Annotated in this window: 31 protein-coding genes and 1 pseudogene; 31 read left to right on the forward strand and 1 reads right to left on the reverse strand. The window is 55.8% G+C overall.

Going from position 1 to position 20475, the window contains the following annotated elements; genetic code table 11:
- From ACR0AW_RS18305 to rpmD, 29 genes and pseudogenes are all read left to right on the forward strand, one after another.
- Nucleotides 1–90: EF-Tu C-terminal domain-related protein (locus ACR0AW_RS18305; protein WP_211330766.1), on the forward strand; the 90-nt coding region annotated here is incomplete at its 5' end.
- Nucleotides 91–328: 238 nt separating this feature from the next.
- Nucleotides 329–2041 (forward strand): amidohydrolase, encoded by a 1713-nt coding sequence (locus tag ACR0AW_RS18310; RefSeq protein ID WP_480439410.1) that lies wholly within the window; start codon nt 329–331, stop codon nt 2039–2041.
- Nucleotides 2042–2068: 27 nt separating this feature from the next.
- A pseudogene (locus ACR0AW_RS18315) lies at nt 2069–2212 on the forward strand (EF-Tu C-terminal domain-related protein); the annotation flags it as partial.
- Nucleotides 2213–2436: 224 nt separating this feature from the next.
- Complete coding sequence (locus tag ACR0AW_RS18320; protein WP_170733969.1) at nt 2437–3315, forward strand: hypothetical protein; 879 nt, start codon at nt 2437–2439, stop codon at nt 3313–3315.
- A 180-nt stretch (nt 3316–3495) separates the two neighbouring features.
- Entirely contained in the window at nt 3496–3810 is a 315-nt protein-coding gene (rpsJ, locus tag ACR0AW_RS18325) for a 30S ribosomal protein S10 (protein ID WP_008756422.1), read from the forward strand.
- An 18-nt stretch (nt 3811–3828) separates the two neighbouring features.
- A complete protein-coding gene (gene rplC, locus ACR0AW_RS18330; RefSeq protein WP_170515968.1) occupies nt 3829–4554 on the forward strand; it encodes a 50S ribosomal protein L3 in 726 nt (241 codons plus the stop codon).
- On the forward strand, nt 4551–5168 hold the full coding sequence (gene rplD / locus ACR0AW_RS18335) for a 50S ribosomal protein L4 (protein WP_010437039.1): 618 nt from the start codon (nt 4551–4553) through the stop codon (nt 5166–5168). The genes rplC and rplD overlap by 4 nt, the downstream gene beginning before the upstream one ends.
- Nucleotides 5165–5461, forward strand: coding sequence for a 50S ribosomal protein L23 (locus ACR0AW_RS18340; RefSeq protein WP_010437040.1), 297 nt, complete (start codon nt 5165–5167; stop codon nt 5459–5461). Before rplD ends, ACR0AW_RS18340 begins: the two co-directional genes overlap by 4 nt.
- The gene (locus tag ACR0AW_RS18345) at nt 5458–6090 is read left to right on the forward strand and encodes a hypothetical protein (RefSeq protein WP_170515965.1); all 633 of its coding nucleotides are present in this window, start codon (nt 5458–5460) and stop codon (nt 6088–6090) included. Before ACR0AW_RS18340 ends, ACR0AW_RS18345 begins: the two co-directional genes overlap by 4 nt.
- A 251-nt stretch (nt 6091–6341) precedes the next feature.
- Nucleotides 6342–7376: a fatty acid desaturase gene (locus tag ACR0AW_RS18350; RefSeq protein ID WP_170733971.1), complete on the forward strand. Its 1035-nt coding sequence runs from the start codon at nt 6342–6344 to the stop codon at nt 7374–7376.
- A 307-nt stretch (nt 7377–7683) separates the two neighbouring features.
- A complete protein-coding gene (gene rplB, locus ACR0AW_RS18355; RefSeq protein WP_008757664.1) occupies nt 7684–8526 on the forward strand; it encodes a 50S ribosomal protein L2 in 843 nt (280 codons plus the stop codon).
- A 3-nt stretch (nt 8527–8529) separates the two neighbouring features.
- Nucleotides 8530–8808, forward strand: coding sequence for a 30S ribosomal protein S19 (gene rpsS / locus ACR0AW_RS18360; protein WP_010437056.1), 279 nt, complete (start codon nt 8530–8532; stop codon nt 8806–8808).
- Between the two features lie 3 nt (nt 8809–8811).
- A complete protein-coding gene (gene rplV / locus ACR0AW_RS18365; protein WP_039538267.1) occupies nt 8812–9192 on the forward strand; it encodes a 50S ribosomal protein L22 in 381 nt (126 codons plus the stop codon).
- Nucleotides 9192–9902: a 30S ribosomal protein S3 gene (rpsC, locus tag ACR0AW_RS18370; protein ID WP_008758042.1), complete on the forward strand. Its 711-nt coding sequence runs from the start codon at nt 9192–9194 to the stop codon at nt 9900–9902. The genes rplV and rpsC overlap by 1 nt, the downstream gene beginning before the upstream one ends.
- A 12-nt stretch (nt 9903–9914) precedes the next feature.
- A complete protein-coding gene (gene rplP / locus ACR0AW_RS18375; RefSeq protein WP_039538270.1) occupies nt 9915–10328 on the forward strand; it encodes a 50S ribosomal protein L16 in 414 nt (137 codons plus the stop codon).
- Nucleotides 10329–10488: 160 nt separating this feature from the next.
- Nucleotides 10489–11037 (forward strand): amino acid synthesis family protein, encoded by a 549-nt coding sequence (locus tag ACR0AW_RS18380; protein WP_170733972.1) that lies wholly within the window; start codon nt 10489–10491, stop codon nt 11035–11037.
- A 40-nt stretch (nt 11038–11077) separates the two neighbouring features.
- Nucleotides 11078–11698, forward strand: a complete 621-nt coding sequence (locus tag ACR0AW_RS18385) for a 2OG-Fe(II) oxygenase family protein (protein ID WP_170392899.1) — start codon at nt 11078–11080, stop codon at nt 11696–11698.
- Nucleotides 11699–11752: 54 nt separating this feature from the next.
- Nucleotides 11753–12535 (forward strand): SDR family NAD(P)-dependent oxidoreductase, encoded by a 783-nt coding sequence (locus tag ACR0AW_RS18390; protein WP_170733973.1) that lies wholly within the window; start codon nt 11753–11755, stop codon nt 12533–12535.
- A 272-nt stretch (nt 12536–12807) separates the two neighbouring features.
- Complete coding sequence (rpmC, locus tag ACR0AW_RS18395) at nt 12808–13014, forward strand: 50S ribosomal protein L29 (protein ID WP_010437082.1); 207 nt, start codon at nt 12808–12810, stop codon at nt 13012–13014.
- Between the two features lie 4 nt (nt 13015–13018).
- Complete coding sequence (rpsQ, locus tag ACR0AW_RS18400) at nt 13019–13249, forward strand: 30S ribosomal protein S17 (protein WP_068340771.1); 231 nt, start codon at nt 13019–13021, stop codon at nt 13247–13249.
- A gap of 75 nt (nt 13250–13324) precedes the next feature.
- Entirely contained in the window at nt 13325–13693 is a 369-nt protein-coding gene (gene rplN / locus ACR0AW_RS18405) for a 50S ribosomal protein L14 (RefSeq protein WP_008757934.1), read from the forward strand.
- Between the two features lie 2 nt (nt 13694–13695).
- Nucleotides 13696–14007: a 50S ribosomal protein L24 gene (gene rplX / locus ACR0AW_RS18410; RefSeq protein WP_010437096.1), complete on the forward strand. Its 312-nt coding sequence runs from the start codon at nt 13696–13698 to the stop codon at nt 14005–14007.
- Complete coding sequence (rplE, locus tag ACR0AW_RS18415; protein ID WP_170392897.1) at nt 14000–14560, forward strand: 50S ribosomal protein L5; 561 nt, start codon at nt 14000–14002, stop codon at nt 14558–14560. Before rplX ends, rplE begins: the two co-directional genes overlap by 8 nt.
- A gap of 19 nt (nt 14561–14579) precedes the next feature.
- Nucleotides 14580–14885 carry a 30S ribosomal protein S14 gene (rpsN, locus tag ACR0AW_RS18420; protein WP_010437098.1) on the forward strand — a complete coding sequence of 102 codons (306 nt, stop codon included), beginning with the start codon at nt 14580–14582 and terminating at the stop codon, nt 14883–14885.
- A gap of 13 nt (nt 14886–14898) precedes the next feature.
- Nucleotides 14899–15291 carry a 30S ribosomal protein S8 gene (rpsH, locus tag ACR0AW_RS18425; protein WP_010437099.1) on the forward strand — a complete coding sequence of 131 codons (393 nt, stop codon included), beginning with the start codon at nt 14899–14901 and terminating at the stop codon, nt 15289–15291.
- 11 nt (nt 15292–15302) lie between these two features.
- Nucleotides 15303–15836: a 50S ribosomal protein L6 gene (gene rplF / locus ACR0AW_RS18430; protein WP_170392896.1), complete on the forward strand. Its 534-nt coding sequence runs from the start codon at nt 15303–15305 to the stop codon at nt 15834–15836.
- Between the two features lie 11 nt (nt 15837–15847).
- Nucleotides 15848–16207 (forward strand): 50S ribosomal protein L18, encoded by a 360-nt coding sequence (rplR, locus tag ACR0AW_RS18435; RefSeq protein WP_170392895.1) that lies wholly within the window; start codon nt 15848–15850, stop codon nt 16205–16207.
- A gap of 116 nt (nt 16208–16323) precedes the next feature.
- Entirely contained in the window at nt 16324–16893 is a 570-nt protein-coding gene (gene rpsE, locus ACR0AW_RS18440; RefSeq protein WP_155148691.1) for a 30S ribosomal protein S5, read from the forward strand.
- 12 nt (nt 16894–16905) lie between these two features.
- Complete coding sequence (gene rpmD, locus ACR0AW_RS18445; protein ID WP_039538297.1) at nt 16906–17094, forward strand: 50S ribosomal protein L30; 189 nt, start codon at nt 16906–16908, stop codon at nt 17092–17094.
- Nucleotides 17095–17221: 127 nt separating this feature from the next.
- Here rpmD and ACR0AW_RS18450 read toward each other — a convergent pair whose 3' ends face one another.
- Nucleotides 17222–19123, reverse strand: coding sequence for a DUF3604 domain-containing protein (locus tag ACR0AW_RS18450; RefSeq protein WP_480444256.1), 1902 nt, complete (start codon nt 19121–19123; stop codon nt 17222–17224).
- Nucleotides 19124–19532: 409 nt separating this feature from the next.
- Between ACR0AW_RS18450 and ACR0AW_RS18455 the strand changes: the two genes are divergently transcribed.
- Together ACR0AW_RS18455 and rplO are read left to right on the forward strand one after the other, a co-directional pair.
- On the forward strand, nt 19533–19748 hold the full coding sequence (locus tag ACR0AW_RS18455) for a DUF1127 domain-containing protein (protein WP_170663167.1): 216 nt from the start codon (nt 19533–19535) through the stop codon (nt 19746–19748).
- Between the two features lie 200 nt (nt 19749–19948).
- A complete protein-coding gene (gene rplO / locus ACR0AW_RS18460; RefSeq protein WP_480439416.1) occupies nt 19949–20422 on the forward strand; it encodes a 50S ribosomal protein L15 in 474 nt (157 codons plus the stop codon).
- Nucleotides 20423–20475: the final 53 nt, after the last annotated feature.

A 20475-nucleotide genomic window follows, 5' to 3' on the forward strand; every position in this document is an offset into this window, starting at 1 on the left:
CCGATCGCGATGGAAGACGGCCTGCGCTTTGCGATCCGCGAAGGCGGCCGCACCGTCGGCGCCGGCGTCGTCTCGAAAATCATCGAGTAATTCGCGTAAGCGAATATACAAAGAAAGGGCGTCCCTCGGGGCGCCCTTTTTCGTTTTTGCCTAAGCCAACAGTAATGCTAACTTCTTTAGTATTGAGACATTGCAATTAGAAAGAGGTCATAAGATGCACTTTTGGGCGCGTTCAGTTTGTCTTGTCGCAGCGGTTGCTTTCTCATCTACTTCTGCGTCCTCACAACAGATCGCGGATCGGATCTATTTGGGCGGACCAATTGTAACGATGAACGATACGGCTCCGTCCGCCGAAGCTGTCGCAGTCAAAGACGGGCGCATTCTTGCGGTTGGGTCGCTATCTGACTTGTCGGTGCATCAGGGTGAGGAAACCGAAACCTATGATCTGGAAGGGCGCGCGATGCTTCCGGGTTTCGTTGATAGCCACGGACATGTCGTCATGGGCGGCTTGCAGGCACTGTCCGCTAACCTTCTTGCGCCACCGGATGGGGATGTCATTGATATCGCCAGTCTGCAATCCACGCTGACTGACTGGGCCGAGGAGAATGCGCAAGCCGTTGAGCAGGTCAAAATGATCATCGGCTTTGGTTACGACAATGCTCAATTAAGGGAACTCCGTCACCCAACACGACAAGAGCTGGACATTGTGTCTGAAGACTTGCCGGTCGTCATTATTCATCAGTCTGGACATATAGGTGTCGCAAACTCGAAAGCTTTGGAATTGGCTGGTATAACGGCGGCTTCCGAAGCACCTCCGGGCGGGGTGATCCAACGCGATGAGGCCGGAGAGCCAAACGGTGTTCTGGAGGAGTACGCGTTCTTTTCTGTTCTCGTTCCCTTGCTGGGAAATCTGGGTGAAGAGGGTCTGGCAGCATTTGCCCGAGCTGGAACCGACCTTTGGGCAAAGTTTGGATATACGACCGGGCAGGAAGGCCGATCATCAGGTCAGATTGTCGAGGTTCTCAGGAAAGTTGCTGCGGAAGAAGCTCTTCCAATCGATGTAGTAGCCTTCCCGGATGTTCTTGAGTCGAAAGAGTTTATTGGTGCGAACACTTCGAAAAGCTACGAAAACAGGGTTCGGGTCGGGGGCTGTAAACTTACAATTGATGGCTCGCCGCAAGGTTTCACCGCTTTAAGGGATCGGCCCTATTATGATCCGGTTGGGAACTATGCTGCCGGCTACGCAGGATACGCAGCCATCACGATTGAGCAACTCCAGGACGCGGTGAATTGGTGTTACGACAACGATTTCCAAATCCTCGTGCATTCCAACGGTGAAGGGGCATCTGACATGCTGATTGCTGCACTAGAAGAGGCACAGATCAAGTATGGCGATCCCGGCAACCGCCCCGTTCTGATTCACGGTCAGTTCCTTCGAGAGGATCAGGTCGCAAGCCTTAAGCGCCTTGGTGTGTTTCCGTCGCTCTTTCCGATGCATACGTTCTATTGGGGCGATTGGCACCGGGATCATACTGTCGGGCCGATAAATGCGGAAAATATTTCGCCTACAGGATGGCTGCACGAGCGTGGCATGATGTTCGGCACGCATCACGATGCGCCGGTCGCCTTTCCGAACAGCATGCGTGTTCTCGCCGCGACGGTAACCCGCCGCACACGGTCTGGTGACATTTTGGGCCCCCATCAAAGAGTCGACGTTATGACCGCCTTGAAAGCCATGACAATCTGGCCCGCCTGGCAGCATTTTGAAGAAGACGAGAAGGGGTCTATCGAAGTTGGAAAAGTCGCGGACTTTGTGATTTTGTCGGACGATCCTACTGCCGTCGATCCGGAAACACTGGCGGAGCTTGAAGTGCGTGTAACGATTAAAGGCGACGAGGTGGTCTATGAAGCGGAAGGCGATGTCAGAGAGGGAAATCTGCAATTCTCGCCATTTTCAAATGACCCTGTGATTGCACACCTTTTCATGCACGCGGTCTATCAAGGCATGAAGGTTGAAGCCCCGTGGCTTGTTAGGAACTAGCCTGTGGGTTTTGGGAACTGAGACGTCACCGAATTGGTTTTATCCGGCGACAGCTTTGGCTTCACCGTTGAGCTGATCGCGCCGATCGCGATGGAAGACGGTCTGCGCTTCGCGATCCGCGAAGGCGGTCGCACTGTCGGCGCCGGTGTTGTGTCGAAAGTCATCGAGTAATCACGGTAGGTCGGGGTTCAGCCCGGCACATCGGTGAGCCTAAGTAGGCCGCTCCAAAAGGGGCGGCCTTTTTTACATTGCTAAGAACATTTTGATGATCTACTCAAGAGAGAGTTGCCGTAAGCTCAGGGTTGAGCCCCGCCTTCAAGTAGCTCTAAATGCTCCTTTAAAGTGGACGGGTGCGTTCGAGTCGCACGCGGCATCATGTTTTTCGCGAGAACGCTATGTACGAACTGAACAGAACACTGGCGCGGCGGGCGTTCAAAGAAATGCTGGGTCAAGCTAACCATTTCCTGATCACAATTTTGGTCGGTTTGAACGGAGTTAGATCGGGCCGTGCGGGTATTGAGAAAGAGTTCCACACAAGCTGGAATCCACAATCTGTCCCGCGATCAGCGGATCGAAGTAGAGAGTTCGTCTTAGACCTTGCCTTGGTTCGCGCAATTGACGCGTTTGATACATATATGATGACGACTGTTCGCAAACCGTGCGCGCTTTCAGAATCTGATTTTCTAACTAAAATGAATGCGACTGGCCAAAGCGTAGCGAGGCGGCTTGAAGTTTTCGACGAACGACTTGCTCCTTTGCCGCGCTACCAAAAAGCGGCACTTTCAGTTGCCATTGATTGGCGAAATAGACGGGTTCACAGCCTTTCAACGCCTTCGTTGGATAAGCGCACAGCCAGACTACTTTTGGGTAACTCAAAAACGTTTTCAAGTGAGTATAGTGGCTTGAAAATTGAAGAATTTGTTTCTCATTTCAAAGCTGGTTCACCTCCAACCTTTAAAGAGGCAGCATCGATAATCCGAATGGTTCACGAAGCAGTTGAACATTACGATCAGTATTTGCTTCGACATGTTCCAATCGAGAGCTACCTGAAAACTGCACTTCTACAATTTTTGAGCGCTGGTGTATCGAGCCCAGCAAATGGTATTCACAAGACTTGGAACAGCCCCAAAAAAGAGCGCAAAGTTAAACGTCTTTTGAGAATGGTAGGAGTGAACGAAACTGAGCAGGCTACAGGTAGAAAAGTACCCGATGATTTTGTTCAGCAGCTGATAACTCTTCAAAGCAATGAAGTATTGGAATTTCTTCAGGTGTGACAGTCTATTTATTGGAGACAGTAGAATTGCCCTTGCCAAACCCCACCAACCCCACTAATACGCGCGAGTTCTCAACAAGAACATCAAGGCGGGGTGATTCCCGCCTTTTGGGTTCGATGAGGGTTGGCGATGCGCGTCTGTCCTCCTCTCAACCTCAACGCCTGATAAAAGGCTGTATCTATGCAAAGCCAAAACATCCGTATTCGGCTGAAGGCATTTGACTATCGCGTTCTGGATGCCAGCACGCAAGAGATCGTCAACACTGCCAAGCGGACCGGCGCGAACGTGCGCGGCCCGATCCCGCTGCCGAACAAGATTGAGAAGTTCACGGTTCTCCGTGGCCCTCACGTTGACAAGAAATCCCGCGACCAGTTCGAGATCCGTACGCACAAGCGTCTCTTGGACATCGTTGATCCGACCCCCCAGACCGTTGACGCGCTGATGAAGCTCGACCTCGCTGCTGGTGTGGACGTCGAGATCAAGCTGCAGTCGTAAGATCGGAGGGTATAGATTATGCGCTCTGGTATTATCGCAAAAAAAGTTGGCATGACCCGCCTGTTCATGGAAGACGGCAAGCAGATCCCTGTGACCGTTCTCCACCTGGACAACCTGCAGGTCGTTGCACAGCGCACCGCTGACAAAGACGGCTACACTGCCGTTCAGCTGGGCGCCGGTGCTGCCAAAGCAAAACGCACCTCGAAGGCCATGCGCGGTCACTATGCCGCTGCCAAGGTCGAGCCCAAGCGTAAGCTGGCCGAGTTCCGCGTCTCCGAAGATGGCCTGATCGATGTGGGCGCCGAGATTTCGGCGGAACACTTCCTGGAAGGTCAGAAGGTTGACGTTTCGGGCACCTCGATCGGTAAAGGCTTTGCCGGTGCAATGAAGCGCTGGAACTTTGGTGGTCTGCGCGCCTCGCACGGTGTTTCGATCAGCCACCGTTCGCACGGTTCGACCGGTCAGTGTCAGGATCCGGGCAAGGTGTTCAAAGGCAAGAAGATGGCCGGTCACATGGGTGCTGCCCGTGTTACCACTCAGAACCTGGAGGTTGTCAAAACCGACGCCGACCGTGGTCTGGTCTTCATCAAAGGCGCCGTTCCCGGACCGAAATCGGGCTGGGTCACTGTCAAGGACGCCGTCAAGAAGAAAGCACCGGAAGGCCTGCCTTTCCCGGCTGCTGTGAAATCGGCTGCAACCGAAGCACCTGCGGAAGAAGCCCCCGCGGAAGGTGGTGAAGCATGAAACTTGATGTAATCAAACTGGACGGCGGCAAAGCCGGCAACATCGAGCTGGATGCGGACCTGTTCGGCCTCGAGCCGCGCGCGGACATCCTGCACCGTGTGGTCCGTTGGCAGCGCAACAACGCGCAGGCCGGCACCCACAAGGTCAAGACCCGCTCGGAAACCAGCTACTCGACCAAGAAGATCTATCGCCAGAAGGGCACCGGTGGCGCACGCCATGGTGACCGTAACGCACCGATCTTCCGTGGTGGTGGTATCTACAAAGGCCCCGTCGTGCGTTCGCACGGCCACGACCTGCCGAAGAAGTTCCGCAAGCTTGGCCTGCGCCACGCTCTGTCGGCAAAAGCCAAGGCAGGTGAACTGGTCGTAATCGAGAACGCCGAAGCCGAAGGCAAGACCGCCGCTCTGGCCAAACAGGTTGCAAACCTGGGCTGGAAACGCGCTCTGGTCATCGATGGCGCGACCGTGAACGAAGGGTTCCTGAAAGCGTCCAAGAACATCGAAGGTCTGGATATCCTGCCGTCGATGGGCGCAAACGTCTATGACATCCTCAAGCGTGACACTCTGGTGCTCACCAAAGCGGCTGTCGAAGCACTGGAGGCTCGTCTGAAATGAGCGCGAAGGCAGAACACTACGACGTGATCCGCAAGCCGGTCATCACCGAAAAGTCGACCATGGCGTCCGAAAACGGCGCGGTTGTCTTTGAAGTGGCGATCGATAGCAACAAGCCGCAAATCAAAGAGGCCGTTGAGGCTCTGTTTGGTGTGAAGGTCAAAGCGGTGAACACCACCGTGACCAAAGGCAAGGTCAAGCGGTTCCGCGGCCAGCTGGGCCGTCGCAAAGACGTCAAAAAAGCATATGTGACCCTGGAAGAGGGGAACACCATCGACGTGAGCACCGGTCTTTGATCCGACGCTTACTGCGACTATTCACGGCCCCGGCGGTTCAACCCGCCGGGGCCGATTTCGTTTCAGACCCTGAAACTGCCCGTGCGCAGGTGTTGGAGAAGATGCGGGCTTTCAGCGCCGAGCCCTATTTTCAGATCGCCGATGAAAAGCTGGGGCTTTTGTCGGTTTTCGACGATCTGAAATACGACCGGGCGGATGTGGACATGATCTCTCCGGCGATGCGCAATCATGTGGTCGATAAGCTTGGTCCGCTGGGGTTTCGCCAGACCTCGGGTACGGTGTTGGAACACGTCGAGGCCGAGATGCGTGTGCACATCCCCAAGTTCCACGCCCTCGGTGCGTCGCCCTTCGACATCACGCGCTATACCGAGAAACGTCCGCAGGATTACTGTCTCCTTACGCCCACACAGGTGGCCTGCCAGTACGTGGATCACTACGTGCTGGACGAAGCGGTGCAGCGGATCGAGGCGTTAATTACGAAGCACCCTATCAACCTGCTCAAACTGGCGGATTATCTGGAAGGGAAACCCAAGCACCGCGCATTTCGCGAGGTTTTGGGTCATATCAAACTCAAGCAACGTATCGCGGTAGAGTCTGAGCCGCTCTGCAGAAGGCGGTCGTTGGGGTAAGAGTTGCGTTGACTCATCAGAAACGCGTCAGAAGCACGTGCAACCCTGGAAGAGAGACCACACATCGATATATCCGGCGGTCCGTGATTGGACGCGTCTTTGGGGAGAGGTAAGTGGCGTGCTCATGGGGGTTGTTCTTACGCGGCGACACAAAAATTTGAGCACTAAACTCTCATATTTTGCACAATTCGCTTGCTATGTCGCGCGGGTAGTCTATCCGGCTTCCAACAAGCAAAAGACATGGCAGGCGCATGACCGAAACCTCTCTCTCGACCCGGGAAAACCCGGATAGAACTGCCGCGCGGGATTGGGTTTCGACGCTTGCCAAATACCGCGAACCTAATCAATGGCGCAGTTCCTTTGAGCTGGGTGTCAGCATTATCCCATTCTTTGTGCTTTGGGCGCTGTCCTGGATGGCATTATCCATCAGCTACTGGCTGGCATTTGCCATTGCGGTCCTGAATGCGGCCTTCCTGCTGCGCCTGTTTGCGATCCAACACGATTGCGGGCACGGGGCGTTCTTCAAGAACCGGACAGTCAGCGACTGGGTTGGACGGGTGATCGGGGTGCTGACCCTTACACCCTATGATGTCTGGCGCCGCACTCATTCTTACCATCACAACAGTTCGGGTAACTTGGACAAGCGGGGAATGGGGGATATCCACACGCTGACAGTGGCTGAGTACCAATCCAAGTCTCCCATGAACCGGTTCTGGTATCGCGTTTACCGCAATCCGGTCACACTGTTCGTACTTGGTCCCGGCTATTTGTTCCTGCTCCAAAACCGTCTGCCCTTGGGTTTAACTGGTAGCGCTCGGTTCTGGGTCAGCGCGATGGGTACCAATATAGCTATTCTGACCGCCCTTTTTGCTGTCTACTACTATGGCGGCTTGATGCCGGTCCTATTGATTTTTCTGCCCTCAACCCTGATTGCGGCAACTGCAGGAGTATGGCTGTTTTATGTTCAGCACCAATTCGAAGAAACGCATTGGGAATCGGACAAGGATTGGCAGTTGCACGAGGCGGCCCTGCACGGAAGCTCGCATTATATTCTGCCGCCGGTGCTACAGTGGTTCAGTGCCAATATCGGCATCCACCACGTGCACCATCTGTACAACCGCATTCCGTTCTACCGCCTGACCGAAGTGCTGCGCGATCACGACGAGTTGGCAAACAGCAACAGGATGACCATTCGTGAGAGCATTGCCAACGCGCGGTTGCACCTGTGGGACGAAAAACACCGCCGCCTGTTGTCCTTCGCCGAGGTTCGCGCATTGTATCAGTGAGTGGCAAGTTACCTGAGTTCTTCCGGCCGAATAAGTAATACCCACTGATCGCGCGACTTGCGAAATTGAAACCTGGGGCAAATGTTGCGGTGACTTTTTCTTTGGTCTCCATAAGAATCTTGGGCCGCACCCTATAGACACCCATCCCCAACACTGCTACACGCTCCCAATCTTGCGGCCTCGGATTCGTTCCGGGGCCTCTGATATTTGTAACCGGGGACCTTCGGGGCCCTATACCCTTGGCACCTACGGGGGCCTATCACATAGCGGGGAAATCCCTGCACTTGCTAAACGGAAGACAGAAAGCATGGCACTCAAGTCGTACAAGCCGACGACGCCGGGCCAGCGCGGGCTGGTGCTGATCGACCGTTCGGAGCTTTGGAAAGGACGTCCGGTCAAGTCTCTCACAGAGGGTTTGACCAAATCGGGCGGCCGGAACAACACCGGACGGATCACTTCACGCCGCCGCGGCGGTGGCGCAAAGCGTCTCTACCGGATCGTTGACTTCAAACGGAACAAATTTGATGTCGCGGCAACCGTCGAGCGGATCGAATATGACCCGAACCGGACCGCATTCATCGCACTGGTAAAATACGAAGACGGCGAGCAGGCATATATCCTGGCTCCGCAGCGTCTGGCTGTTGGTGACAAAGTCGTGGCATCCGCCAAGGCCGACATCAAGCCGGGCAACGCAATGCCCTTCTCGGGCATGCCCATTGGTACCATCGTCCACAACATCGAGATGAAGCCTGGTAAAGGCGGTCAGATCGCACGTGCGGCCGGTACTTACGCTCAGTTCGTTGGTCGCGATGGCGGCTACGCTCAGATCCGTCTGAGCTCGGGCGAGCTGCGCATGGTCCGTCAGGAATGCATGGCCACCGTTGGTGCCGTGTCCAACCCCGACAACAGCAACCAAAACCTCGGTAAAGCCGGTCGTATGCGCCACAAGGGCGTTCGTCCGTCGGTTCGTGGTGTTGCAATGAACCCGATCGACCACCCGCACGGTGGTGGTGAAGGTCGTACCTCGGGTGGCCGTACGCCGGTTACTCCGTGGGGTAAGGACACCAAGGGTAAGCGTACCCGCAACAAGAACAAAGCGTCCCAGAAGCTGATCATCCGCTCGCGGCACGCCAAGAAGAAGGGACGTTAATCTATGTCTCGCTCTGTTTGGAAGGGTCCTTTCGTCGATGCTTACGTGCTGAAAAAAGCCGAAGCAGCGCGCGAGTCGGGCCGCAACGAAGTCATCAAGATTTGGTCGCGTCGTTCCACCATTCTGCCCCAGTTCGTGGGTCTGACCTTTGGTGTGTACAACGGCCATAAGCATATCCCCGTCAACGTCTCGGAAGACATGATCGGTCAGAAGTTCGGTGAATACTCTCCGACTCGTACCTATTACGGTCACGCCGCTGACAAAAAAGCGAAGCGGAAGTAAGTCATGGGCAAGGAAAAGAACCCCCGCCGCGTGGCTGAAAACGAAGCAATGGCGAAAACGCGCATGCTCCGTACTAGCCCGCAGAAACTGAACCTGGTTGCGCAGATGATCCGTGGCAAGAAAGTTGAGAAGGCTCTGACTGACCTGACTTTCTCGAACAAGCGTGTCGCGCAGGACGTCAAGAAGTGCCTGCAGTCTGCAATCGCCAACGCCGAGAACAACCACAACCTGGATGTCGACGAACTGATCGTCGCCGAAGCCTGGGTTGGCAAGAACCTGGTCATGAAGCGCGGTCGTCCGCGTGCCCGTGGCCGTTTCGGCAAGATCATGAAGCCGTTCTCGGAGATCACCATCAAGGTGCGTCAAGTTGAGGAGCAAGCCTAATGGGACATAAAGTCAATCCGATCGGCATGCGCCTTCAGGTCAACCGCACCTGGGACAGCCGCTGGTACGCCGACACCAAGGACTACGGTGATCTTCTGCTGGAAGACCTCAAGATCCGTGAGTTCATCAACAAAGAGTGCAAGCAGGCCGGTGTTGCCCGTGTGATCATCGAACGTCCGCACAAGAAGTGCCGCGTTACGATCCACACTGCACGTCCCGGTGTCATCATCGGCAAGAAAGGTGCAGACATTGAAGTTCTGCGCAAAAAGCTTGCTCGTATGACCGACAGCGAACTGCACCTGAACATCGTCGAAGTGCGCAAGCCCGAGCTTGACGCGCAGCTGGTTGCCGAGTCCATCGCTCAGCAGCTGGAACGTCGTGTTTCGTTCCGTCGCGCCATGAAGCGCTCGGTTCAGAACGCCATGCGCATGGGCGCCCTGGGTATCCGGGTGAACGTCGCTGGTCGTCTGGGCGGCGCCGAAATCGCACGGACCGAGTGGTACCGTGAAGGCCGCGTGCCTCTGCACACCCTGCGTGCCGACATCGATTACGCACATGCCGAAGCGATGACTCCTTACGGGATCATCGGGATCAAGGTCTGGATCTTCAAAGGTGAGATCATGGAGCACGATCCGCAGGCACGTGACCGTAAAGCACAGGAACTCCAGGACGGCCCTGCACCTCGTGGTGCTGGTGGCGGTCGTCGCTAAGGAGGGAAAGATATGCTTCAACCAAAGCGTACTAAATTCCGCAAGATGCACAAAGGCCGGATCAAGGGGCTCGCCAAAGGCGGTTCCGATCTGAACTTTGGCACCTACGGTCTGAAAGCACTGCAGCCCGAGCGCGTCACCGCGCGTCAGATCGAAGCTGCACGTCGTGCCATGACCCGTCACATGAAACGTCAAGGCCGCGTCTGGATCCGGATCTTCCCGGATACTCCCGTGACCTCGAAGCCGACCGAAGTCCGTATGGGTAAAGGTAAAGGCTCCGTTGACTTCTGGGCCGCGAAAGTAAAGCCCGGTCGTGTGATGTTCGAAATTGACGGCGTCAATGACGACATCGCCCGCGAGGCCCTGCGCCTGGCCGCGATGAAGCTGCCGATCAAGACCCGCGTTGTGGTCCGCGAAGACTGGTAAGCGATTGGGGCTTTGATCCCACTCGTTACAAGAATGACCCTCGTCGGGAAACCGGCGGGGGTTTTCTTTTGGTTCGGCAGCCCGTGCTTCGTGGATCGTGAAAAACGTCGACCTCCCTCTGCCGCACCACTAGGCTAGCTTGCAGGAATGGGAGGGCCCTATGGTTCAGCTACGCAAAAAGATGCTCATTAAGGAAGTCATAACCAACGACCAGTTGGGCCAACCTTGTGATCCGATCAGTCGAGTCGCAGCGATGGCGGTGATGCAGAACCCTTTGGCCGGGCACTTCTCGGACGATCTTTCAGAGTTGTTCGAGATCGGCGCCATTCTGGGCCCGGAACTCGCCGCTGAGGCAGTTTCTCAGCTTGATGGGCCGCCGGTTTCGTACGGCAAAGCCGCGCTTGTCGGCATGAACGGCGATCTTGAGCAGGGCGGGGCGGTGATCCACCCCAAACTCGGTGCGCCCATGCGCGCTGTGGTGGGCGGAGGTGAGGCGGTGATACCGTCCAACGCCAAGCTGGGCGCGCCGGGTTGCGCGATTGATCTTCCGCTGGGGCACAAGGACAATCCGTGGTCGTTCGATCATTTCGACACGATGACGCTGAACATCCCAGATGCGCCGAAACCGGATGAGATCGTGCTGTGCCTCGCCTATGCCGACGGAGGTCGCCCGATACCACGCTGTGGCAAAGGGCCCATCAAGACCTAAGCGGCTGGTCTTGCCGAGAGGGCTGGGGTATGCCCAGCCCATGGCACAGATTGAATCACTCTTCGTCACCCGTCTCTATCGCGCAAACTTGTCCGAATTCGATCCCAGGATCGACGCGGAGGAATTGGAAAGTTCATGCCTTGTTATTGCTGAAGATGATGAGGCCGGGCAGGACTGGTGTGAAGCGAACGCGTATCCCGGCTACACCAGTTATGCTTCGCTGACCGATTTGCCTTGGCGATTTCCGATATTTGCCGATCTTGTCAAAGTGCTGGATCAGCACGTCGCGGCTTTCGCCAAGGATTTGGAGTTTGATCTGGACGACCGCGCGTTGAAGCTTGAGGATCTGTGGATCAATATCCTGCCCGAGGGCGGAATGCATGCCAGTCACCTGCATCCGCACAGTGTCATTTCGGGCACGACCTATGTGTCCATGCCGGAAGGGGCCAGTGCACTGAAACTGGAAGACCCACGTTCGGGCCGTATGATGGCCGCCCCGACGAGGCTGAAAGGCGGGCGTCGGGAATTACAGCCTTTCATCTACATGAAGCCGCAGGTGGGCGACGTCCTGCTGTGGGAAAGCTGGCTGCGCCACGAGGTGCCGATGAATATGGCCGAGGACGAGCGGATTTCTGTTAGCTTCAACTATAAATGGGAGTGAAGCGTCTTAAAGCGTCAAGGTGAAAGCGCTCCAGTTACTTCGTCGGAGGATACTATGACCAAAACAGCTCTCGTCACAGGCGCATCATCCGGAATTGGTCGGGAATTGGCACGTTATCATGCGTCGCGAGGCGGCAATCTGATCATCAGTGCGCGACGCGGAGATGCGTTAGATGCCCTCAGATCAGAGCTTGAGGCAGCCCACTATGTTACTGTCACTGCCATTCCGCTTGATCTGGGTGCTGTTGGAGGCGCGGAAAAACTTTATGAGGCCGTCAAGTGCAAAGACCTGACGGTCGACTACCTGATCAACAATGCTGGATTCGGAGGGCATGGGGCTTTTTTGGATCGCCGCCTTTCGGACGATCTGAATATGATCCGGCTGAACGTCGAAGCCCTTGTCTCTCTGTGTCATCTGTTCGGCACGGATATGATCAGTAGCGGTGGCGGAAAGATACTGAATGTCAGTTCGACTGCGGCGCATATGCCGGGTCCATTGCAGGCGACCTATTTTGCCACCAAGGCCTATGTTTCGAGTTTCAGTCAGGCGCTCGCGGAGGAGCTGAAAGGTAAGGGCGTCACTGTGACGGCGCTGGAGCCGGGCTATGTCGTGACCGAATTTGCTGCTGCTGCAAATCTTGAGGGAACGAAGCTTGTTGCCCAAAAAGGGGCGACCGCTGAGGCCGTGGCCAAAGTCGGCTATGACGCCATGATCGATGGAAAGCTCACGGTGATCAACGATAAGTCGCTCGCGTTTGTGCTGGGTTGGGTCATGCCGCTGCTGCCGCGACGCGCGCGCCTGAAAATGGTTCGGAAAATGCAGGAGAAGGGTACCTGAGCACTCGGCCGCGTTTGTCGGGATCCAGAAAGGTCGCGGTAGTGATCTGCTGCCCGGTTTCAGAGGGCAGCGGTAATTTGGAAACAGGTAGTTTCATCTGCTCGAAAACGGTTTGAAACTTTCCCTTGCCACCCACCCCCCAAACCCTTATACGGCGGCATCCTGCGATCTCCCGGCGTTGTCGGGCGATTCGTATGTCTATCATTCATCCACCAGGTCAAAGGTGACCCTGTAAGGGGGCCTTCTGGTGTTTTGAGCAAAGGAAAAAGGCGATGAACGCCCAAGAACTGCGTGACAAGACCCCGGACCAGCTCCGCGAGGAACTGGCCAACCTGAAGAAAGAAAGCTTTAACCTGCGCTTTCAACAGGCAACCGGTCAGCTGGAAAACACAGCCGGCATCAAAGCGGCCCGCCGCAATGCTGCCCGTGTCAAAACCATTCTGAACGAAAAGGCCGCTGCAGCGGCATCCGAGGAGTAATCAGATGCCCAAGCGTATCCTGCAAGGCACCGTAACCAGCGACGCCAACGAACAGACCGTAACCGTATCCGTCGAGCGTCGCTTTACGCATCCGGTTCTGAAGAAAACCATCCGTAAGTCCAAGAAATACCGGGCTCACGATGAAAAGAACGCCTTCAAGGTCGGTGACACCGTACGCATCATCGAATGCGCGCCGAAATCGAAGACGAAACGTTGGGAGGTTCTGGAGGCGTAAGCCCCCAGGACTTTTCATTTGTCGAAACCCTGGGGGATTTAACGAGACCAGCCCCCACAGGTCGGGAGAAACCACATGATCCAGATGCAGACCAATCTGGATGTCGCTGACAACTCCGGCGCACGCCGAGTTCAGTGCATCAAGGTCCTGGGTGGTTCCAAGCGTAAATACGCCTCCGTAGGCGACATCATTGTCGTCTCGGTGAAGGAAGCCATCCCGCGCGGCCGCGTGAAGAAAGGGGACGTCCGCAAGGCCGTCGTCGTACGCACCGCCAAGGAAGTCCGTCGCGAAGACGGCACCGCGATCCGTTTCGATCGCAACGCCGCCGTCATCCTGAACAACAACAACGAGCCCGTGGGTACCCGTATCTTTGGCCCCGTTGTTCGTGAACTGCGCGGCAAGAACTTCATGAAAATCATCTCGCTGGCTCCGGAGGTGCTGTAATCATGGCTGCTAAACTCCGCAAAGGCGACAAGGTCGTCGTGCTGGCCGGCAAGGACAAGGGCAAAGAGGGAACTATCACCTCGGTTGATCCTAAAGCCGGTAAAGCTGTTGTCGATGGCATCAACATCGCCATCCGCCACACCCGTCAGTCGCAAACCTCGCAAGGTGGTCGCCTGCCTCAGGCAAACCCGATCGAGCTGTCGAACCTGGCACTGCTGGACAAAAACGGCAAAGCAACCCGCGTTGGCTTCCGCATGGAAGGCGACAAGAAGGTGCGCTTCGCCAAGACCACAGGGGACGTGATCGATGCTTGATAACGCAACCTACACCCCGCGTCTGAAAGCTCAGTACGCCGAAACCATCCGTGCCGCTCTGAAAGAAGAGTTCGGCTACAAGAACGACATGCAGCTGCCCAAGCTGGAAAAAATCGTTTTGAACATCGGTTGTGGTGCTGAGGCCGTCAAAGACTCGAAAAAAGCGAAAGCTGCTGTCGAGGATCTGACTGCGATTGCTGGCCAGAAGGCCGTTGCAACCAAGGCGAAGAAGTCGATCGCGGGTTTCCGCGTCCGTGAAGACATGCCGCTGGGTGCGAAAGTGACCCTGCGCGGCGACCGGATGTACGAATTCCTGGATCGTCTGATCACCATCGCGATGCCTCGCGTTCGTGACTTCCGCGGTGTGAAGCCGTCTTTCGATGGTCGTGGCAACTTTGCCATGGGCATGAAAGAGCACATCGTGTTCCCGGAAATCGACTTCGACAAGGTCGACGAGGTCTGGGGCCTGGATATCGTAATTGCCACCACAGCGAAAACCGACGCTGAAGCAAAGGCATTGTTGAAAGCATTCAACATGCCGTTCAACGCGTAAGCGCCGGGAGGATTGAGACATGGCTAAAAAAGCAATGATCGAACGCGAGAAGAAGCGCGAACGCCTGGTGGCCAAATATGCCGCAAAGCGTGCCGAGCTGAAAGAAATCGCGAATGACGAGAGCAAGCCGATGGAAGAGCGTTTCAAAGCGCGTCTGAAACTGGCGAAACTGCCGCGCAACAGCTCGGCTACCCGTCTGCACAACCGTTGTCAGCTGACCGGTCGTCCCCACGCTTACTACCGTAAGCTGAAGGTCAGCCGTATCGCGCTGCGCGAGCTGGGTTCTGCTGGTCAGATCCCCGGCATGGTGAAATCGAGCTGGTAAGGGAGACATAGATATGAATGATCCTATCGGCGATATGCTCACCCGTATCCGCAACGCGCAAATGCGCGGCAAGTCCACCGTTTCCACCCCGGCTTCCAAGCTGCGCGGCTGGGTTCTGGACGTGCTGGCGGACGAAGGTTACATCCGTGGCTACGAAGCGACGACCGGTGAAAACGGTCATCCGGCCATCGAAATCAGCCTGAAATACTACGAAGGCACCCCTGTTATTCGCGAACTCAAGCGGGTTTCCAAGCCTGGCCGTCGCGTCTACATGGGCGTCAATGACATCCCGCAGGTCCGTCAGGGTCTGGGCGTGTCGATTGTCAGCACTCCGAAAGGTGTGATGTCGGACGCAAACGCTCGCTCCAACAATGTTGGCGGCGAAGTGCTCTGCACCGTCTTCTAAGGAGGTCTGCAATGTCTCGTATTGGTAAAAAACCGGTCGAGCTGCCCAGCGGCGTTACCGCCTCTGTGTCGGGTCAGACCATCGAAGTGAAAGGTCCGAAAGGCACTCGTAGCTTCACCGCCACCGACGACGTTACGTTGTCGGTTGAAGACAACGTGGTCAAGATCGATCCCCGTGGCATGTCCAAGCGTGCGCGACAGCAGTGGGGCATGAGCCGCACCATGGTCGCTAATCTTGTTGAAGGCGTAACAAACGGCTTCAAAAAAGAGCTGGAGATCCAGGGTGTTGGTTACCGGGCTCAGATGCAGGGTAATACCCTGAAGCTGAACCTGGGCTACAGCCATGATGTTGATTTCACTGCTCCGGAAGGTGTCACCATCACCGCGCCGAAGCAGACCGAGATCGTTGTGGAAGGTATCGACCAGCAGCAGGTGGGCGAAGTCGCGGCCAAAATCCGCGAATGGCGCCGTCCCGAGCCGTACAAAGGCAAGGGCATCCGCTATAAGGGCGAGTTCATCTTCCGCAAGGAAGGCAAGAAGAAGTAAGGACGCAGACAATGGCAAACAGCAAAAGAACCCTGTTTCTGAAGCGCCGCCTGCGCGTTCGGAACAAACTTCGCAAGGTCAACGCGGGTCGTCCGCGTCTGTCCGTACACCGTTCGAACAAGAACATCTCTGTTCAGCTGATCGACGACGTACGTGGCGTGACTCTGGCCGCAGCCTCGACCCTGGAAAAGGATCTGGGCGTTGTGGGCAAGAACAACGTCGAAGCGGCCACCAAAGTGGGCGCGGCCATCGCCGAGCGCGCCAAAAAGGCAGGCGTCGAAGAGGCCTATTTCGATCGTGGCGGCTTCCTGTTCCACGGCAAGGTGAAGGCTCTGGCCGACGCCGCGCGTGAAGGTGGTCTGAAGATCTAAGACTTGCGGGCAGCTTTGCGGCTGCCCCGATGATCCGGGGGCCTCGGCGACAGTCGGGGCTCACTTGGATTGAACTAAACGGCGCCGCATGCGCCACATGAGAAAAGGGATGCCAAATGGCAGAACGTGAAAACCGTCGGGGCCGTGGCCGCGATCGTGAAGAAGCGCCGGAATTTGCAGATCGTCTGGTCGCAATCAACCGCGTGTCGAAAACCGTAAAAGGTGGTAAGCGCTTTGGCTTCGCCGCTCTGGTGGTTGTCGGCGATCAGAAAGGCCGCGTCGGCTTTGGCAAGGGTAAAGCAAAAGAAGTACCTGAGGCCATTCGTAAGGCAACCGAACAAGCCAAGCGTCAGATGATCCGCGTGCAACTGCGCGAAGGTCGTACGCTGCACCACGACATCGAGGGCCGTCACGGCGCCGGTAAAGTGGTTATGCGCACCGCACCTGAAGGTACCGGTATCATCGCCGGTGGTCCGATGCGTGCTGTGTTCGAAATGCTGGGCGTTAAGGACGTTGTTTCCAAGTCGCTGGGCTCGCAGAACCCGTACAACATGATCCGTGCCACCATCAACGGCCTGCAAAAAGAGCAGAGCCCGCGTTCGGTTGCCGCACGTCGCGGTAAAAAGGTCGCCGACATCCTGCCCAAGCGGGACGAAGCACCGGCTGCTGCCGAAGCAGAAGCGTAAGGAGAGCGAACAATGGCAAAAACCATCGTCGTCAAGCAGATCGGTTCCCCGATCCGCCGCCCCGCCGAACAGCGCGCAACCCTGATCGGCCTGGGCCTGAACAAGATGAACCGCACCCGCGAGCTGGAGGACACTCCTTCGGTCCGCGGCATGGTCAACAAGATCCCGCATCTGGTTGAGATCATCGAAGAGCGCGGCTAAGCGCAGTCTTTTTTTGAGAATTGAAAGGCCCTCGAAAACTCGGGGGCCTTTTTTCGTGTTTGCGATTATGTTTGTCTGCTGCGAGCCCAACGCAGCTATAAAACATGAGCGCGTTTGCGGTGAAGTGTTACCCCTCCGGAGTGTACCAAATGGGCGAAGTATAAGCCCGTTCTTGTGTGGATGTAGGTACTTCTTCAGGTAGTTCGTCGCCGAACCGAATAGCTTCGTAAACCGTCCATCGCGGCGTGGGGATTTCCAGCACGCGCGCGTAGTAAAAGGCTTTTTGTCCCGGATCAAACTCGGGATCAGACCAGACGGTTATCAATTCCGGCGATCCGATTGAATTCGTGAACGTGCCGGTTTCGACGTCCATGGTATTGCCGACAGGCGGTAGCTTGCCATCGGCACCGATATCCCGATCGCCGGACCAGACGACATCAAAAACCTTTTCTTGTGTCTCACCGGCTTCTGTTAGCCAGCCCTTGACTATCTGAATACGATCCAGATTACCCGAGTACGGATCCTTGAGTGCAGCGACGAGAAAATTCGGCGCAAAGGCATCACCGGGCGCTTCCGGTAGATCTGCCCCCATCGGTACGCCTTTGCCATACCCAATCTCCGCAGGAAGCCGCGATTGAGCATCGTGTTCTTCGAAATCCCATCCCCCGAAGAAACGTACCGTGATCCGACTACCCGTTGTGCCATATACTTCCTTGCGTTCCATCGCGTCGAAAATAGATGCTCGCGTATTTTCCTTGGCCCAAACCGCCGCATAACCAGAGGCAGCCATCTGCCAGCCCAGAATTCTGGTCGCTTCAAACTCGCCGACAACATGCTGCCAGCGCCCAGGCTCAGGTTCCACGCCTGAGTGCTTACCAAAAAAGTTATCTTCCTGGGCTGTCGCCAAGGCCGTGTGACTGTCTGTGGATCCCACGACACCGAACTTGTAAGGGTTGGTCCCAAGCTGCGTCTCAAGCTTCAATCCATTTTTTAAAGCCTCGCGAGCATACTCGTACTGCAACATCCAGTCTTCTTTGGGGACAGGGCCAAGGTTTGCGACGTCCCATGTTTCGTAATCTGCAAACTCGTCATTTGGGCTCAGGAACGGGTGGGCCTCGCCGTCGCCTTTGATCTGAGTAATCTCATACAGTGGCTCCCATTTGGCGCGTCTTTCCGCGTAATCTCCTGTGAGCGGTTCGCCGGTATCGGGGTTTGTCTCGACAGGAAACATCAAACCATTGGAAACATTTCCGTTGTGCGCCAATGCAAGGACGCGCCCGCCTGTCGTTTCTTCGTATCTTTCCATCCAATCCCACAGATCTTCAGGATTGAAAGTCTCGGCAGTCGTAAACGGCAACATTTGCCGCGCCCGAATTTTGTCGTCCCTATAGATGACATTACGGTGCAAGTTGTTACCACCCTCTGTCGACGTCCATTCGTAGCCGATAAACGCTGTGAACGATCCCGGTTGATCATAGGCATCTGCAGTTTCCGTAAAGTCATCCCAAACCGACTGTACAAAACGACGGTCCGCAATAGCCTCTGGCAAAGCTTCACCGGTAATTCCGGCGAAAGTTTCGATAACCTCCATTGTCGCTCCAAGGGCCACATTGCCTCCTTGGTTCAACCTGTCGTTCCAATCGCGTAAAGTTGGGTCGCCCATCAAAGTTGCGTTCCCCGCGACGATCTCGTTCATCGCCCCCATCGCGTCTGAATGGTCTGAAACAACGAGCCAATCGAGCGGGCGAGACAACTTCGCCCGTAGGCCGTGAGAAGTAGTTACTTCTTCTCCACGTGCAAACCGAAACGCGTCTGAAGGCGAAAGAAGTACACCAAACGCACGCGCGTCAAGTGAGAGCGATGTATGCAAGTGGGTGTCGCCCCAAAGAGGTCTAGTTGGAAAGTCACGTCCCGCATAAGGCGAAAACGCATCTGATGCAGGGGCATGCATGTCGGCCTCCGAGATGGTCATTTCACCAACTTGCCCACCCTCGGCGGTTTCTTGTGCCCACGCAGAGGTAGATGACATACAAAGCCAAATAAATAAGGTCGCACTGAAAGGAATTTTCATGGCTATATTCCCTGCTAATCAGACTATAGCTTATGCGACCATTCTCATATGCTTGCTGTCAACTTCGTTTTTGTTTCCGCGAGGAGCATCTGTGCTTGATTGAATTTGTGTGTAACTACCCGAATCCGTCGCCGCAGCTTAGTCTCGTATACCGCGAAATCAAACAGCGGCTTTGCCTGCTGAGCGGACACTCGGTGCATTCAGAGTAGCAGGTGGACCCTGTATTGCCATTCACAAAACGCATACCGGCTAGACCGAAACACGCGTTGTTAGCGTTATCGTCTGCGCCTATCTCACGCCTGTCCAATGAAGGAACAAATCAAGTGACATCGGGGAATGCGCCCCGACATTCGAAAGGATCAAAGATATGGCACATACAGTTACACTGACACATGGCGGCTTCAATCTGAGCGCCCGTATTGCGAACCTGTTTGAGCGCGTGAAAGAAAACCGCGCCCGGGCGACGGAATATAACCGCACCTATACCGAGCTTCAGCGCCTGACCAACCGCGAACTGGATGATATCGGTATTCGTCGCTGCGATATCGCGGATATCGCGCGCGAACACGCCTACTGTGGGTAACACCCCAACCACTCACCGTTGAAGAGGCGCCTATACGGCGCCTCTTTTGGTATTGGGGATGTGATTGAACAATGCTTGCAACCGAGGCCGCAACGCTGTAGAGCGCTCCGGTGGATTTCCGTCCACAAGAATCAAAATCAAGAAATGCCGTGTTTGGCCCATCACGCTTCGGGGGTCACATCCGGCTTAGGAGAAGCGAAATGAAACTGAACGAATTGCGCGACAATCTTGGCGCCGCACCTAAACGCACCCGCGTTGGCCGTGGTCCCGGTTCTGGCAAAGGTAAAATGGGTGGCCGTGGTATCAAAGGCCAGAAATCCCGTTCGGGTGTGGCCATCAATGGCTACGAAGGCGGCCAGATGCCGCTGTACCAGCGCCTGCCCAAGCGTGGCTTCAATAAGCCGAACCGCAAGGCATTCGCCGTTATCAATCTGGGCCTGATCCAGAAATTCGTCGACGCCGGCAAGCTGGACGCCAAAGCTGCGATCACCGAGGACGCTCTGGTTGCGTCCGGTCTGGTCCGCCGCAAGCTGGACGGTGTCCGCGTTCTGGCCAAAGGTGAAATCACCGCCAAAGTGAACCTGGAAGTCACCGGTGCTTCGAAATCTGCTGTTGAAGCGGTTGAGAAAGCGGGCGGCTCACTGACGGTCACAAAAGCTGCTGCGGCAGAGTAAGCGCTTGTGAGCGGGCGCAGACCCGCTTACATAGACCTCAGAGTTTTCCAAGA

Source organism: Ruegeria sp. C5 (assembly GCF_056537605.1).